This window comes from Stenotrophomonas tumulicola (assembly GCF_014117215.1).
Taxonomy (GTDB): Bacteria; Pseudomonadota; Gammaproteobacteria; order Xanthomonadales; family Xanthomonadaceae; genus Stenotrophomonas; species Stenotrophomonas tumulicola.
This window is the reverse complement of sequence record NZ_JACGXS010000010.1, coordinates 18,025-34,487: the sequence shown is the minus strand read 5'-3', so window position 1 is coordinate 34,487 and position 16,463 is coordinate 18,025. Positions and strand designations below refer to the sequence as shown.

The following is a 16,463-nucleotide window of genomic DNA, read 5'->3' as shown; positions in this document are numbered from 1 at the left end:
GCAATCACCTTGAAGACGTCGATGGCGCGGGTTGGGTCGCAGGTTCCGGGGCCGCCGCCGGCTTGGGCTCCAGCCCGAACCAGCTGCGCCAACCGCCGCCGCCCTGGTCGCCTTCATCCGGCCCTGCCGCAGGCGGCGCGCAGGGCGCATAGGCCGGGGCGTAGCCGACCACGAACGGGAACCGTCGCGCGCCCGGACACCCCTCGTCGGTGGCATTGGTACCGCTGGCCTCCACGTACTGCCAGTCCACGCCCTTGCTGCTTACCCGCAACGGCGCGCTGGGCAGGCGCGAGAAGATCCCCGACCACACCCGCATCGCGCCGGTGGCGCCATACAGGCCGGTCTGCTCGTTCTGGTCATTGCCCATCCATACCACCGCCAGATGATCGCCGGTATAGCCGGCATACCAGCTATCGCGCCCATCGTTGGAGGTGCCGGTCTTGCCAGCCGGCTGCAGCCTGCCCAGGCCATCTGCATTCAGCCGTTGCGCGGTGCCGCTGGAGACGACCTGCTGCAGGCCGATGCTGATCAGGTTGGCGGCGATGGAGTCGCCTTCCTGCGCGGGCGCCGGGGTCTTGTCGTAGCGCGTCAGCAGCTTGCCTTCCGGATCAAGCACCCCACGCACGGCATGCAGCGGCTGGATCTCGCCGCCGGACGCCAGGAACTGGTAAAGCTGCGCCATCGCATAGGGGCTCTGGTCGGTCGATCCCAGGATCACCGACGGATTGGACTCCGCCTTGAGGCCTGCCAGCACATGGATCAGCTGGGTCACCCGTTCCGGCCCCACCTGCATGCCCAGCCGCACGGTGGCCTGGTTGTAGGAATGGGCCAGTGCATCGATCAGCCGTACCGTGCCATGGCTGCGGTTGTCCGCATTGCCCGGCGACCAGTTGCGGTTGCGGCCCAGTTGCACCGTCACCGGGGAATCATCCACCCAACTGGCCAGCGAATACCGATCCGGCTGTGCCAGCGCCAGCAGGTAGACGAATGGCTTCAGCAACGAACCCACCGGGCGCTGCGCCTCGATGGCCCGGTTGAAGCCGGGCGAGGCGACGTCGCGGCTGCCGACCACCGCCAGCACATCACCGTTGTGCACATCGGTCAGCACCAGGCCCGCCTGCAGTTCCGGGCGGCGCTTGCTCTCCAGCGACTTCACCGTCCGGGTCACCGCACCTTCGGCATAGGCCTGCGCGGAGGGCGACATGCCGCTCATCACGCTCATGCCGGCGCCCTGCAGTACCGATTCCGGATAGTCATGGCCGAGCTGGCGCCGCACCAGGTCCACATAGGCAGGGAAACGGTTGGCCGCCACCAGTCCAGGGCTCTCCGGCACCCCCAGCGGGGCCTTCAACGCACGCTGGTATTCGGCGGCGTCGATCAGCTTCGCTTCGTGCAGCTTGCCCAGCACGAAGTTGCGTCGGTCCAGCGCGCGTTCCGGATTACGGCGCGGGTCATAATAGGACGGCCCCTTGACCAGCCCGATCAGCAGGGCGATGTGTTCGCTTTCCAGCGACGACAGATCGCGCCCGAACCAGAACTCGGCGCCCGATGACATGCCATGGATCGCCTGGCTGCCGCGCTGGCCCAGGTAGACCTGGTTGAGGTACGCCTCGAAGATGGTGCGCTTGTCGTAGCGCGCTTCCATGATCAGCGCGAACAGCACTTCGTTGAACTTGCGGGTGAAGGTCTGCTCCTTGCCGATGCCCAGCAGGCCACTGCGGGCCAACTGCTGCGTCAACGTGGAAGCACCCTGCCGCACCTGGCCACCGGACCGCACCGTCACCCAGACCGCGCGGGCGATGCCGGACAGGTCTATGCCATGGTGGCGGTTGAAATCCTTGTCTTCCACCGCCTGCAGGCCGGTGACCAGCAGGTCCGGCGCCTCTTCCATGCGGATCAGGCGGCGCTCTTCCTGCTTCTGGCCATACAGCGTCGCGATGCGCGCCGGGTCCAGCCGGGCGGCTTTCAGCGCCGTGCGCGAATCGGCGTCGCGCAACGAGGTGATGCTGCCGCCGGACAGCACCAGCTCCAGCCGGCGCGGAGCCACCCGGCCATCCACATCGTTGTAGCCACGGCTGGAAATGGTGAAACGGCTGCCCTGCACCGCATAGGTCGAGGCCGACTTTCCGGCCCCGTCGTCGCGGTAGGCCGATGCGGCCAGCTCGGTCTTCAGCGTCGCCGCATCCATCGCCTTGCCCGGCAACAACACCAGCGGACGCGCATAGACCCGGGTCGGGATCTGCCAGCGCAGCTCGCCAAAACGCGCAGTGACCTGATGGTTCAGGTACACGGTATAGGGGATCACGAAACCCAGGCCCAAGGCCACGGCGGCCATGCCCCAGGTGACCAGCCGACGGCGCCAGGGCGCATTGCCGGTGTCGTCGTCGTGATCGTCGATGTCGTCGGAATCGTAGCGTCGGGGCACGGGGATGCGAGAATGTAGAGTCCGGCGAGTCTAACCCAGCCCCGAGGGCTGACGGGTCGCCAGCTGTTTTTCCGCTTAAGCTGGAGTTGCAACGGGATGAGCATGTCCTGGGCCGAGGCCCGTTCGTACCTGAACCGCATGCTGGGGTTGGCCCGCCGCAGCTGGGCCAGCCTGCGCATGCGCGGGTGGCGCGCCACCTGGCAGCGCATCCTGGTGCATTCACGCCCCGCCGCCGCCCCTCCACTGCGCCCACTGCAGCTACCCGAAGCGATGGAATGCGCACCATCTTCGGTGCCAGCCAGCGACGCACCGGTAGTGAGCATCGTCATCCCCGTCTACAACCACGTGGACCACACCGTGGCTTGCCTGCGTGCGCTGGCCGCCTGGCCGCCACAGGTTGCCTGCGAAGTACTGGTCATCGATGACGGCAGCAGCGATGCGACCACGACGTTGCTGCCACAGGTCCAAGGACTGCGCTACGAGGTTCGTGCCACCAACGGCGGATTCATCGATGCCTGCAACGATGGCGTGGCGCGTTCGCGTGGGCGCTACGTGGTACTGCTCAACAACGATACCGTGCCGCAGCCTGGCTGGCTGGATGCCCTGCTGCGCACCTTCACCGACCAGCCGGACGCCGGGCTGGTAGCGGCGCAGCTGCTGTACCCGGATGGGCGCCTGCAGGAGTCGGGCGGGGTGGTGTTCGCCGATGGCAGTTGCTGGAGCTACGGCCGTTTCGAATCCGCCGATGATCCACGCTTTGCCAGCCTGCGCGACATCGACTATGGCTCCGGCGCTGCGATCATGTTGCCGCGCGCACTATGGGACCAGCTCGGCGGCCTGGACACCCGCTACCGTCCGGCATATTACGAAGACACCGACTTGGCCTTCCAGGTGCGCGCGCATGGCCTGCGCACGCTGGTGCAGCCTGCCGCCCGCGTTGTGCACGATGAAGGCACCAGCAACGGCACCGACACCACCAGCGGGGTCAAAGCCTGGCAGGTACGCAACCAACAGGTATTCGCCGCCAGGTGGGCGACCACGCTGGCGCTGCAGCCGGCGGTGGGCAGCGTGCCCTCGCCCGCGCTGCTGCATCGCGGCCAGCGCCAGGTGCTGCTGCTTGATGAAGAAGTGCCGGTGCCGCAGCGCGATTCCGCTTCGCTTCGCCAGTTCAACCTGATCAGGCTGTTGCTGCAGGAAGGCGCGCACGTGGTATTCGTCCCGACCCGCCGCGAACATGGCGGCGCCGCCACCGAAGCCCTGCAACGGCTCGGCGTGGAGGTCTGGTACGCGCCGTTCCTGAACACACTGGGCGGCTGGCTGCGCGAACACGGCCCACGCTTCGACGTGGTGATGATGGTGCGCCACCACCTGGCGCAGGAGTGCCTGCCGCTGCTGAAGCGGTTCGCACCCCGCGCGCGCCGCGTGTTCGATACCGTGGACCTGCATTACCTGCGTGAGCGACGCGGCGCAGACATATCCGGCGACCCGGCCCTGCTGCGCAGTGCCGAACGCACCCGGGCAAGCGAACTGGCGGTGATGCAGCAGTGCGACGTGACCGTACTGGTCAGTGCCGCAGAACGCGAACAACTGCGCCATGACGCACCCGGCGTACGGGTGGAACTGGTGTCCAACCTGCATGAAGTCGCCGGCACCGGTGCGACCTTCGAACAGCGCCGCGACCTGGTATTCGTCGGCGGCTTCCGGCACCCGCCGAACCTGGATGCGATGCAGTGGTTCATCGGCGAAGTGTTCGCACGCATCCGCGCGCGCCTGCCGGACATCGAGCTGCACTGCATCGGTGCCGGTGCGCCGGACAGCCTGCTGGCACTGGCAGCCACCCAGCCTGGCGTGCACATGCTCGGCTTCGTCGAGGACATCGTTCCCCACATGGACGGTGCCCGGATCGCGATCGCCCCGCTGCGCTTCGGGGCTGGCGTCAAAGGCAAGATCAACCTGAGCATGGCCCACGGCCAGCCGGTGGTCGGTACCACCTGTGCAGTGGAAGGCATGCACCTGGTGGACGGCGAGGACGTGGTGGTCGCCGATGGCAGCGAGGCCTTCGCCGACGCGGTGGTGCGCCTGTACCAGGACGCGACGCTGTGGCATCGGCTGGCATCGGCCGGCCTTGCCAACGTTGCCACGCATTTTTCGCTCGATGCCGCGCGCGAAAGCGTACGTCGGGTGTTCTTCGACTGAGCCGGCACGCAGCTCAGCGACGCCCTGGACTGCCGCGTGCCTGGCGCACCCGTTGTTCGAAAGCGGCCAGCTCGGCCAGCCCCGGCTGCCATTGGCGCGCACGCTCCAGGGCAGTCTCGGCATAAGCCATGTCGCCACCACCCAGCCGCTCGCTTCCCACCGCTATCCAGCGCTGCGCCAGCCGGGTTCTTGCCGGTCCGAGGCCGGCAGCCGTCGGTGCCAGCGTCTGCCACGCCTGCAGGCATCCCCCTGCCGCCTCAAGGCGATTCTGTCGCAGCGCGTCCTCGAAACAGCTCCTGCTGGCTGGCAGCAGCCGGGCGGCTGCCTCCACGACGCGGCGATCACGAGGTGCCAACGCCTGTGCCTCCCGCAGCGCGTCATAGGCGCTGTTGCCCGGCGGGGCCAGGAAACGGCCACGCGCCTCGGCTTCGGCGATGCGCTCCAGCAGCCGGACCAGCGCCTCGCGACCGGCCCCAGGCACGGTGCCGGCATCCAGCATGGCTTGCCGGGCCGAGCGCGCCCGCTGGATTTCCTGCCGCGCCAGGGCCAGCTCGCGCGGCGCAGCATGCAGCTGGCCAGCCTCGTCGATACGCTCCAGCGCCGGATCGAAATGGAAACCACGCGCCAGCCGGCGACTGTCCTGCAGCAATGCCGCCACCAGGCGATCACGCTGCGCCACGACGCCAGGTTCGTCCGGCGCAGCCTGCAGCGCGGGGGCCAATGCCTTCAATGCTGCATCCAGCCGCCCGCGGCCGATTGCGCGGGAAACCCGCCGGACCCGCCCATCCAGTGCACGCGACAGTGTCTCCTGGCTGAAGGGCAGGTCCGCATGCCCAGGATCAAAACCCCGTGCCCGGCGCAACAGGTCGGCCGCCAACGCCACGTCGTCGCGCTCGCTTGCCTGGCGCGCACGCAGCAGCAGGTCGCTCAGCGCATCCTCGCGCGTTTCCAGCGCCACCACGTCCTGCGGGCGTAGTTCCAGCACGCGCTGCAGCAGCGGCAAGGCACTTTCAGCATCGTCGTCCAATCGTCCCTCGTCCAAGGCCACGCGTGCCCGCTGCAGCACGACATCCAGCCCGGCGGTAATCACGCGTCGCTGGCGCAGCTGCTCTGCCAATGCATCGCTCTGGGCCTGCGGTACCTGCAGTTCCCGCGCCAGCGCCAAGGCGTCGGACGCAGCCGGCAAGTCCCCTTCGGCAAGGGCGGCATTGCCGGCCTGCAGTGCCGCCATGCCGGTGCGGGCCAGGCCATCGCGTGCCTGGGCACGGTCATTGTCCAGCGCCAGCGCAGCCAGGAAGTACTCCCGCGCGCCCTTTCCATCGTCCGCAGCCAGTCGCCCGGCCACCAGCGCAGCGTTGCCCTGTTCGACCAGCTGGGCAATGCGCGGCTCATCCCAGAACCAGTCCGCCAACGGACGCCGCAGCAGCGCCAGGGCGACGAACAGCACCACCGCCACCAGCAGCGTCCAGCGCCAGATGCGGCGGAAGTGCCGCGCCTGCAGCCACCACCAGCGTCCCTCGCGGCGCACGCGCTGCAGCACCTCGTGCCCCTGCTCGCCACCGGGCCTGTGGGATCTGTCCATGTGCCAAGCCTAGCGCGCGCTGCGTGAAACTCAGCCCAGCCGCCGCGCCTGGCTGACGCCAGGCAGGGCATCGAGTTTCCCCAGCAACGCCGACAGCTGGTCGAAATCGTTGACCTTCAGCCGCAGGCGCAGGTGCGCACGCCCACTGTCGCGCACGTTGTCGCTGTGGATGTCGAGCACATAAGCCTCTTCCTGCGCGATCAGGTTGGTGATGTCCTTCAGCAGCCAGCGCCGGTCAACCGCATCGACCACCACGTCCACCTCGTAGCCACCACCGGCCTGGCCCCATTCCACCGGCAGCACGCGCTGCGGACTGGCGGCCGACAGCCGTGCCAGCGATGCGCAATCGACGCGATGCACGGTCACCCCACGGCTGCGGGTGAGATAGCCGACGATCGGCTCGCCGGCCACGGGCTGGCAACAGCGCGCCAGCTGCACCAGCAGGTTGCCCACGCCCTGGACGGTGAATTTGCTCTTTCCCAGCCCTTCGCGACGCGCCGTGGGCCGCGGCAATGCAGGCGGCGGCGATGGTTGGCTGGCCGCACGCTCGGCTTCCAGGAGCGCGCGGCTGACCTGGTTCGGACCGGTATCGCCCAGTGCGACCTGGATGTACAGGTCATCGGTGCTGTCGACGTGGAATTTCTTCAATACGCTGGAGAGATCGGCCTGGGCCAGTCCCAGGCGCTTGAGTTCGCGCTCCAGCAGCTCACGGCCGGCCTGCACGTTGCGTGCACGGTCCAGCTTGTGGAACCAGGTGCGGACCTTCTCGCGCGAGCGGTTGCTGGCCAGGTAGCCGGCTGCCGGCAACAGCCAGTCGCGGCGCGGCTCAGCCTCCTTGCCGGTCAGTATCTCCACGCGGTCGCCACTGCGCAGGCGGTAGGCCAGCGGAACGATGCGGCCATTGACCTTGGCGCCACGGCAGCGATGCCCGACCATCGTGTGGACGTGATAGGCAAAATCCAGCGGCGTGGCGCCCTGTGGCAGGTCCATCACCTCGCCCTTCGGACTCAACGCATAGACCCGGTCCTCGGTCAGCTCCGCATCCAGCGCACCGGCCAGCTCGCCAGCGTGCCCTTCCTGGGCCTGCTCCAGCAACTGCCGCATCCAGGTGATCTTGCGGTCGAACGCCTTCTCCGCCCCCTTGCCACCTTCCTTGTATTTCCAGTGCGCCGCCACGCCCAGCTCGGCCTGCGCGTGCATCTCATGGGTGCGGATCTGCACCTCGATGGTCCGGCCCTCAGGACCGACCACCGCGGTATGCAGCGAGCGGTAATCATTGGCCTTGGGCCGCGCGATGTAATCATCGAATTCGCTGGGCACCGGCACCCACAGCGCATGTACCACGCCGAGCGCGGCATAGCAGGCCGCCACGTCGTCCACCATCACCCGCACCGCACGGATGTCGTACAGCTGGTCGAAGGACAGCCGCTTCTTCTGCATCTTCCGCCAGATGCTGTAGATGTGCTTGGGCCGCCCGCTGACGTCGGCGCTGATGCCATGCGCGGCGAGATCGCGCGACAGCACCTTCTTGACGTTCTCCACGTAGCGTTCCCGCGCGATACGGGTTTCATCCACTTCCCGGGCTATGCGCCGGTAGGTGTCCGGTTCCAGGTAACGGAAGGCAAGGTCCTCCAGTTCCCATTTCAACTGCCATATGCCCAGCCGGTTGGCCAGCGGCGCATGGATGTCGCGGGTCAGCTGGGCCAGGCCGCGCCGCTGGTCTTCCTGCAGCGCGTCGGCAGCGCGCATGCGTGCCAGTTGCCGCGCCAGCAGCAGCGGCACCACGCGCAGGTCCTGGATGATCGCCAGCAACAACCGCCGCAGTCCCTCGCTGTTGCGGCCGGCCTCGCGTCCGGCATGCAGGGCCCATACCTGATCGGCGGCATCCAGGCCGTCCAGCAGGCCGTTGACGGCGGCGCGGTTGGACAATGGCAGTTCGTCGATGGCCTCGCGCAGGCCCGGCAGATCGAACAGCAGTGCGGCCACCAGGGAACTTTCGTCAGCTGACAACAGCGCCAGCGCATCGACCGTCGCACCCAGCAGCGGCCAGCCGACATCCGCTTCGCGGCTGCAGGCTGCATCCTCCCCGCGTTGCAGGAGCGCTGCACGCAGCAGTTCGGGGACGACCGCCATCGATGGACGGTTCAACAAGGCTTCCAGGCCGGGGACGAAGGCGCGGTTCACTACGATCACGAAGGGGACGGATACGACCTACACTAGCGCCCCACCCGTCCGGTAACAATCACCGCCACGGCACCGCAACGCATCTGCTCATGCGGAGGGGAGCGCATGGCGAGGCGCTGTGCGGGCATCGTGATCAGTAGCGGACGAACCGCGAAAGGAACAGATGCGTCTCCGGGTTGGACAGCCTGGCGTAGACCCCTGGAAAGCCGGTGAGAGCACAACCGAAGCCCCAGCTGACCACGCCGACCTGCACCGCCGGCCCGCCGGAAGGCATGCGCGCGAACAGCGGACCTCCCGAATCGCCCTGGCAGGCATCCCTGCCCGTTACGCCGGCACAGACCTGCTGCCGTGCATTGAAGGTGAAGCGCTCGTCGGGCCCCGGATAGGCAAATGAGCATTCCCACGGCGCGAGCAGTGGAACCTGCACCCATTGCAGTTGCGTGGCAGGCAGGAAATCATCGCCGGACATGTTGCCCCACCCTGCCGTGACCAGCAGCGTGCCCGGCCGCTCCAGCACGTCGCTGCCGGCAGTGGGCAGGCGCATGACGGGCACATCCGCGACCGATGCATCGAGCTGGACCACGGCGACATCGATGCCGGTCCCCTTGCTGGCATCCCAACCAGGATGCACATGGATCTGGTAGGTGCCGTTCCAGCGGGCCACTCCACGGACCTTGCCGGTACGCGCGTCGGAAAGGACGGCCCGATCGACGACCAGCGAAAGGTCCGCAGGGTCACGATCCGGTTCACCCTGCGTGTAACGGACGACGCAATGTGCGGCGGTGAGTACGGCAGCGGGACCGATCAACGTCCCGCCACAGAAATGTTCCATTCCATCCTGTCCGGGGCGCTGGATCGACACGAGATAGGGAAACTGCCCCTGGTAGGCGTCTTCTCCACCGATGACCATGGGCTTTACCGGCGCGGTGCCCGGTGCGGCGATCGCCACGTTGGCGTGGGCGGACCATCCCAGCACTGCGGCCGCCAGCACGGTCCAGGGCAGTGCCATCGAACGGGTTCGCTCGAAGATGTGATCAGATGGATGCTGCATGATGCGACCTCCCTTGCGCGACATCGGCAGGAACGCCGACAGGTCCATCTGAACGAAGTCAGCGGATGCAGGCACCGACCTGATTCACGGAATAGGCAAAAGGGATGCTCATGGGAAGAACGATCAGCTCAGCTTTCGGCCCACCCGGTGTCCGGCTGGCCGCGCGCCAGCATCCACCTGCCCTACAATGCCGGTCATCCATCGGAGAACGCCCATGTCCCTGCCTTCGCCCCGCCTGCTTGCCTGCACCCTGGCCCTCCTTGCCCTGCCGCTGGCCGCTTCGGCGCAACGCGTGGTGGATCGTGATCTGCAGCAGGAGATGAGCCCGTCCGAGTTCAAGGCCGCGGGGTTGGACAAGCTGAGCGCCGACGAACTTTCCCGCCTCAACCATTGGTTGCAGGGCACGGTTGAAGCCGCCACCACCCAAGCGGTGGAAGCCGCGCGCGAGGAAGGGCGGCAGGAAGTCATCGTCAAGAATCGTGGATTCTTTGACTTCGGTAGCCGTGAGCCCATCACCAGCGTGCTGCCGGGCGCGTTCAATGGCTTTGCGAAGGGCCGTATCTACATGTTGGCCAACGGCCAGCATTGGGAGCAGACCGACGCTGCCAGTCTCGGCGGCGTACGTCGCCTGGATCCAGAAGTAAGCATCGCACCTGGCGTCGGCGGCGCCTGGTACCTCCAGATCCCAGGCGTCAACACCCGCGCCAAAGTGAAGCGGGTCAAGTAGCAGGGCGCAGGCTGCCGTGGATCATGGCAGCCTGCGCCCAGTCCGCTATTGGCCGCTGTACGCCGAGATGAACTCGAATATTTCCGGCGCCGACAGCTTTGCATAGACTCCTGGCATACCCGCCTTGCCACAGCCGTTGCCCCAGCTGACCACGCCGACCTGCACAACGGTCGTCGTACCGGGAACTTCAGCGAAGAGCGGCCCACCAGAATCTCCCTGGCATGAATCCTGCCCACGCACACCGGCGCACATCATCGAACCAGGCTGGAAACGCCCGGACGGACGGGGATTATCCATGGGATACGCAAAGCTGCACTCCCACGACGCCACCACCGGCACACGCACCGACCGTAGCCCCTCGGGCTGATCAACCCCCGTATCGCTGAACGTGTTGCCCCAGCCGGCTACGGTCAACAAGGCACCCGGGCGTTCCATCGCATCCGATCCCGGTGACGGCAGCTTCAGCGGTTCCACACCCGTGACCGGTTTGTCGAGCAGGATCACTGCCACATCAAACGCGTGGGTGCCGCCTTCACCATAGCGTGGATGGATGATGATGTCGTACTGACCGTTCCGTGCGTTGTAGCGAACCCGCCGTTCCTGTCCCAGATGTGTCTGGCGCTGGTCAGCACGATTGACCACCACATTCAGATCAGTGGCCAAGGCCGCGCCTCGCCTGCCCACCATGCCCGTTACGCAGTGTGCGGCGGTCAGCACCACCGAGGGGGATATCAAACTGCCACCACAGGCATGATAGGGAACGTCATCGGACCCCTGCCTCTTGAGGGTCAACTCGGCAACATACGGATAGCGCCCCTGTGCAACCTCCGACCCACCGATGATGAAGGGCTTGGTTAGAGACTGTGGCGACGGATTGCCGGCCGGCGAGGCAGCAGATGCTTCGGCTGCGCCGAGGGCGATCACTGACACAGTCAAGGCACCCAGCAGCAGACGGCGCTGCCTGTCGTTGATCACGCGTGGCAGGAAAGGGGATGTTGTCTGGCGGTGCATGAAATTGACCTTGATCTGCGTCGGGAAATCTCCGACATCCAAAGCATCAATTTCTGAGGCACCTGTAGGCCATGCGCCCGCTCACGTTATCTGAATAAGCGATCGATGCCTCAAGAACGATTTCAATCGGCAATATGCGCATTACGCAGCCGCCGCACGCGAACCGCCTTGCCTGCCGCCCAGTCGCGTTGGCACACTTCCATTGTGCACCAACGCTGCCGCGATCCGCCTCAGCGCAGCTTCTGCAGTTCACCCAGCCGCTGTGCGACCTTCTTTGGCGAAATGCCGCCACGGCCGATGAGTTCCTGAGCGAACAGCGACACCCGCAACTCTTCGATGTCCCAGCGCAGCGCCTGCCATTGCGGACGGTCCTCCAGGCCCTGCTCGCGCGCCCTTTCCAACGCGTCCAGGAAGGGATGCAGTTCCAGCATGCGGGCCTGGTCGCGCGGCGGATCGCGCTTGGCGCGCTCGGTCCTCAGGATCATCGCCTTCAGGTAGCGCGGGAACTGTGCCAGTGCATCGGCCGGCGTTTCGCGCAGGAAACCGGCATGCACCAGCGACGCCAGTTGCTGCTCCATGTCATCCAGGTTGCCGCGTGCCCACCCCATCAGCGGCGCCTCCAGCGCTGGTTTCAGTTCGGCCACCAGGGAAAGGATCGCCTCGGCGAGTTTCAGCCGTTCCATCGCTTCACCGAACAGGCCCTTGGCTGCTGCCTCACGCCGTTGCGCGAAGACCTGAGGGTCGCGGATATCGCCCAGCCCCTCGGCCAGGACGGCATTCATTGCCGCATCCACGATGTCGCCGCGCAGGCGTTCCTGCGATTCGATGGCAGCGTAGAGCAGGCCGGTCTTGGGCGACACCGGCAATTGCTTGCGGGCCTGCCTGGCCTTGTCGGCCAGGCCGATCTCCAGCAACCGGCGTACGCCACGCGGATGCGCTTCAGCGGCTTGCTGGCGGTCAGCGAAGATGCGCAGGGCCACGGAGTCCCCCTCGTCCACCAGCGCCGGAAAGGCCGGTACGCCGGCTTCGCCGGGAACCTGCAGCGGGATTGCCGCAGAGGGGAAATCGCGCAGGCCATCGGCCGCCATGTCACGCCCGGCGCGCGCGGCAAAAGCCTGCCCGGCCTTGTCGCCGAACCGCGCACGAAGACCATCGAGATCACGCGAGGTCGCCAGCACCTTGCCGTGCTCGTCGCGCAGGCGCAGGTTCATGTGCAGGTGCGTGTCGATCGAGGACAGGTCGAAGTCGATCGCGGTAACGGTTGCTCCGGTCGCCCGCGACAGGAAGCGAGCGAGCTCACCCCGGATGTCATCAGCACCCGGCAACTGGAACGCTTCGAAGAACGCGCGGGCGAAATCCGGAGCCGGCACGTAGTTGCGACGCATCGCCTTGGGCAGGCTGCGGATCAATGCAGCGGCCTTGTCGGCGACGAAACCCGGCGCCAGCCAACCCAGTTGCACCGGGTCCAGCGCGTTGAGCAGGTGCAGCGGGACATCCAGGGTGACGCCGTCGTCCTCCGCCCCTGGCTCGAAGCGGTAGTGCAGGGGCAGCCGCGCATCGCCCAGCGCCAGGTACTTCGGGAAACGGTCCTGCTCGCTGCCTTCGCCCGGCAGCAGGTCCAGCAGTGACCACGCCAGGCCGTGCCGCTGCGCCTGCGGCAGGGCCTTCCACCACGCATCCAGGCCGGAAACGGAGTGGATCTCCGCCGGCACCCGATCCAGGTACCAGCGTGCCTGCCAGCCTTCATCGGCGACGATGCCGGCGCGACGCAGTTTGGCTTCTTCTTCGCGCGCCTGTTCCAGCACCTTCTGGTTGTCGGCCACGAAACCGGCCCGGGTGTTGATCTCGCCGGTGACCAGTGCCTGGCGCACGAAGATGTCATGCGCTTCAGCCGGCTCGATCCGGCCGTAATGCACCGGCTTCTTCGGCGCCAATACCAACCCGAACAGGCTGATCTGTTCGGAGGCCAGCACCTGCCCCTGCGCCCGCGACCAATGCGGGTCGAAGTGCTTGCGCAGCAGCAGGTGGGGCAGCTCGGCGATCACCCAGTCCGGCTCGATCGCCGCGTTGGTCAGGCCCCATATCTTCTGGGTGTCCAGCAACGTTGCCGCCAGCAGCCACGGCGGCGGCCGCTTGGCCAGCGTCGAGCCTGGGAACGGCAGGAAGCGGCGCTGGCGCGGCGCCTGGAAGTCACCCTTCTCCGTACGATGGCCAAGCTGCGTGGGCAGGCCGCTGATCAACGCGCGGTGCAGGGTCTGGTAAGCGCTGGCACGCACCCGCTCGCTGAAACCGCCGCCTACCGGGGCCTGGTCCGCCTGCGCACGCGCTGCCACGGGTGCAGGACCTTGTTCGGCCGGCTTGCCCTCGCGGGCCAGGCGCGCGGCACGATGCAGTTGTCCGCGCGTGGCCTTGACCGCCGTCGCGTCATCACGCGTGGCCGGTGGCGCGCTGCTGCCGGCCAGCAGGGGTGCCAGCGATGCCTCGGTGGATTCTTCCTGCCAGCCCAGTTCCTCGCACAGCAGGCGAAGCTGCCGATGCAGCTCGCGCCACTCGCGCATGCGCAGGAAACCGAGGAAATTTCGCCCACACCAGTCGCGCAGCCGGGACTGGGTCAGGTCTTCGTGTGCCTGCCGGTACGCGTCCCACAGCCTCAGCACGCCGACGAATTCCGAACGTCCATCGGCGAACTGCGCGTGCGCCGTATCGGCTGCGCCACGCGCTTCGGGCGGGCGTTCGCGGGGATCCTGGATACCGAGGAAGGAGGCGATGACCAGCATCGGCTTCAGGCAACCAGCCGCCTGCGCGGCGACCAGCATCCGCGCCAGCTTCACATCCACCGGCAGCCGTGCCATCTGCTTGCCCACCGGCGTCATCCGGCGTTCGCTGTCGACGGCACCCAACTCAGCCAGTTGCTGCCAGCCATCGGCGACCGCGCGCTCATCGGGTGCCTCCAGGAACGGGAAGTCCTCGATCCTGCCCAGGCCCAGTTGCAGCATGCGCAGGATCACCCCGGACAGGCTGGAGCGGCGGATCTCCGGATCGGTGAACTTCGGCCGCGCCTGGAAATCAGCCTCTGCATACAGCCGGTAGCAGATGCCTTCGGCCACGCGGCCGCAACGGCCCTTGCGCTGGTTGGCGCTGGCCTGGGAGATCGGTTCGATGTGCAGCCGGTCCAGCTTCTGCCGCGGGCTGTAGCGCTTGACCCGTGCAAAACCCGGATCGACCACGTAGCGGATGCGCGGCACCGTCAGCGAGGTCTCGGCCACGTTGGTCGCCAGCACGATGCGACGGCCCGGGCCCGGGTTGAACACCCTGTCCTGGTCCTGGTTCGACAGGCGCGCATACAGCGGCAGCACCTCGGTCTGGCGGTACTTGCGCCGTTCCAGCGACTGGTGCGCATCGCGGATCTCGCGCTCGCCGGGCAGGAACACCAGCACGTCGCCGCGCGCATCCAGCCGGGTGATCTCGTCGATGGCACTGACGATGGCATCGTTTACGGTACGCTCGCCCCCGCCTCGCTGCTCGGAACGGGGCGAATCCGGAGATGTCCCCTCTTCACCTTCCGACGCGCGGTAGCGCACCTCCACCGGGAAGGTGCGGCCCTCCACGCTGATCACCGGCGCGCCGTCGAAATGTTCGGCGAAGCGTCCGGTATCGATGGTCGCCGAGGTGACGATCAACTTCAGGTCCGGGCGCTTCTTCAACAGCTGCTTCAGGTAGCCGAGCAGGAAATCGATGTTCAGGCTGCGCTCGTGCGCTTCGTCGACGATGATCGTGTCGTAGCGCGAAAGCCAACGGTCGCTGGCGATCTCGGCCAGCAGGATACCGTCGGTCATGAACTTGATCCGGCTGTCCTCGCTGACCTTGTCGTTGAAACGGACCTGGTAACCGACCAGTTGTCCCAGCTCGCTCTTCAGTTCCTGCGCGACCCGGCTGGCCACGGCGCGCGCGGCGATCCGCCGTGGCTGCGTGCAGCCGATCATGCCCGCCTGGCCACGGCCCGCGGCCAGGCACAGCTTGGGCAGCTGGGTGGTCTTGCCCGAGCCGGTCTCGCCGGCTATGACGACCACCTGATGTTCACGGATCAGCGCGATGATGGCATCGGCTTCACGTGCGATGGGCAGTTGCGGGTCCAGAGTGATGGCCGGCTTCTGGCGCGCGCGCGCCTGCCGGCGCTGCACCGACGCCTGCAGTGCCTGCTCGAACGCCTGCGCCAGGCCGGCGTCATCGGGCTTGGACTGCCAACGCGACAGCATGCCGAGCAGGCGACCACGGTCGCGGCTCATTGCGTCATCAAGTGCTGCCCGCTGTTGGCGTAGTCTAGACGCCAGCTTTTGTTCAATAGGATTCATCAATCGATTCATTTAAAACTTTGAAAGCGACCAGTCATTAGTTCTGGTCTATCGTGAAGATCATCTCATCCACAAGGAGAAACGTCCCCATGGCAAAGACCAAGAGCGTGGCCAAGGCCCCGGCAGCGAAGCAGAAGACCGCCAGGCAGAAGCTGGCAGCAGCAGCACCGTCGGCACCCGGTATCGATATCGGGATCAAGGTGGGCGAGCGCAAGAAGATCGCCGAGGGCCTCTCGCGCTTCCAGGCTGATGCATTCACTTTGTACCTGAAAACCCACAATTTCCATTGGAATGTCACCGGGTCGATGTTCAACTCGCTGCATACCATGTTCGAAACCCAGTACACCGAACAGTGGGCGGCGCTGGACGACGTCGCTGAACGCATCCGCGCACTGGGCTTCAATGCCCCGGGCTCGTACCGCGAGTTCGCGGCCCTGACCTCGATCCCCGAGGAGGCCGGCCTGACCGACAGCGCGGACTGGCGTGAGATGGTACGCCAGTTGGTGGTGGCCAACGAAGCGGTCTGCCGCACCGCCCGCCAGGTACTGGACGTGGCCGACGATGCGGACGACGCCCCGACCGAAGACCTGATGACCCAGCGCCTGCAGACCCACGAAAAATACGCCTGGATGCTGCGCTCGCTGTTGCAGTAATTCTTTCCGGGCTTCGCCCTGCGGGAAGTCCATGATTCCGTCGTACGGAATCATGGACCCTGCATCTACCCGCCGGAATCACCTTGGCAGGCGTCGCGCCCGCCTGCGCTCGCGCACATCATTGAGCCGTCCCAGTCATCCGGATAGGCGAACTGGCGCTCCCACCGTGATACGACCGGCACTTTGACCGACTGCAGGACGGCAGGAAGGTGAGCTGCAGCGCCGCCCGACGTGTTCCCCCAACCCGCGACCGTCAACAGGCTGCCATGGCGGTCCACCAGT

The 16,463-nt window shown here is 66.7% G+C and carries 10 protein-coding genes; 3 read left to right on the top strand and 7 right to left on the bottom strand.

Features of this window, described 5'->3' with window-relative positions:
• Positions 1 to 4 precede the first annotated feature (4 nt).
• Positions 5 to 2,425: a penicillin-binding protein 1B gene (gene mrcB / locus H4O11_RS15755; protein ID WP_182340524.1), complete on the bottom strand. Its 2,421-nt coding sequence runs from the start codon at positions 2,423 to 2,425 to the stop codon at positions 5 to 7.
• A gap of 96 nt (positions 2,426 to 2,521) precedes the next feature.
• Between mrcB and H4O11_RS15750 the strand changes: the two genes are divergently transcribed.
• The gene (locus H4O11_RS15750) at positions 2,522 to 4,621 is read left to right on the top strand and encodes a glycosyltransferase (protein ID WP_182340522.1); all 2,100 of its coding nucleotides are present in this window, start codon (positions 2,522 to 2,524) and stop codon (positions 4,619 to 4,621) included.
• A gap of 13 nt (positions 4,622 to 4,634) precedes the next feature.
• On the opposite strand, the gene H4O11_RS15745 is transcribed toward H4O11_RS15750, so the two are convergent.
• The 3 genes from H4O11_RS15745 to H4O11_RS15735 form a co-directional block, all read right to left on the bottom strand.
• On the bottom strand, positions 4,635 to 6,203 hold the full coding sequence (locus H4O11_RS15745) for a hypothetical protein (RefSeq protein ID WP_182340520.1): 1,569 nt from the start codon (positions 6,201 to 6,203) through the stop codon (positions 4,635 to 4,637).
• Positions 6,204 to 6,233: 30 nt separating this feature from the next.
• The gene (locus H4O11_RS15740) at positions 6,234 to 8,387 is read right to left on the bottom strand and encodes a RelA/SpoT family protein (RefSeq protein WP_425506075.1); all 2,154 of its coding nucleotides are present in this window, start codon (positions 8,385 to 8,387) and stop codon (positions 6,234 to 6,236) included.
• 133 nt (positions 8,388 to 8,520) lie between these two features.
• Positions 8,521 to 9,513 carry a trypsin-like serine protease gene (locus H4O11_RS15735; protein ID WP_220466789.1) on the bottom strand — a complete coding sequence of 331 codons (993 nt, stop codon included), beginning with the start codon at positions 9,511 to 9,513 and terminating at the stop codon, positions 8,521 to 8,523.
• 139 nt (positions 9,514 to 9,652) lie between these two features.
• Here H4O11_RS15735 and H4O11_RS15730 point away from each other — a divergent pair, with 139 nt between their 5' ends.
• On the top strand, positions 9,653 to 10,165 hold the full coding sequence (locus H4O11_RS15730; protein ID WP_182340516.1) for a hypothetical protein: 513 nt from the start codon (positions 9,653 to 9,655) through the stop codon (positions 10,163 to 10,165).
• 45 nt (positions 10,166 to 10,210) lie between these two features.
• Here H4O11_RS15730 and H4O11_RS15725 read toward each other — a convergent pair whose 3' ends face one another.
• Together H4O11_RS15725 and hrpA are read right to left on the bottom strand one after the other, a co-directional pair.
• A complete protein-coding gene (locus H4O11_RS15725; protein ID WP_182340514.1) occupies positions 10,211 to 11,218 on the bottom strand; it encodes a S1 family serine peptidase in 1,008 nt (335 codons plus the stop codon).
• 188 nt (positions 11,219 to 11,406) lie between these two features.
• Positions 11,407 to 15,528, bottom strand: a complete 4,122-nt coding sequence (gene hrpA / locus H4O11_RS15720; RefSeq protein WP_182340512.1) for an ATP-dependent RNA helicase HrpA — start codon at positions 15,526 to 15,528, stop codon at positions 11,407 to 11,409.
• A gap of 89 nt (positions 15,529 to 15,617) precedes the next feature.
• Between hrpA and H4O11_RS15715 the strand changes: the two genes are divergently transcribed.
• On the top strand, positions 15,618 to 16,181 hold the full coding sequence (locus tag H4O11_RS15715) for a Dps family protein (RefSeq protein ID WP_246333546.1): 564 nt from the start codon (positions 15,618 to 15,620) through the stop codon (positions 16,179 to 16,181).
• A gap of 65 nt (positions 16,182 to 16,246) precedes the next feature.
• Here H4O11_RS15715 and H4O11_RS19605 read toward each other — a convergent pair whose 3' ends face one another.
• On the bottom strand, positions 16,247 to 16,459 hold the full coding sequence (locus tag H4O11_RS19605) for a trypsin-like serine protease (protein ID WP_425506078.1): 213 nt from the start codon (positions 16,457 to 16,459) through the stop codon (positions 16,247 to 16,249).
• Positions 16,460 to 16,463: the final 4 nt, after the last annotated feature.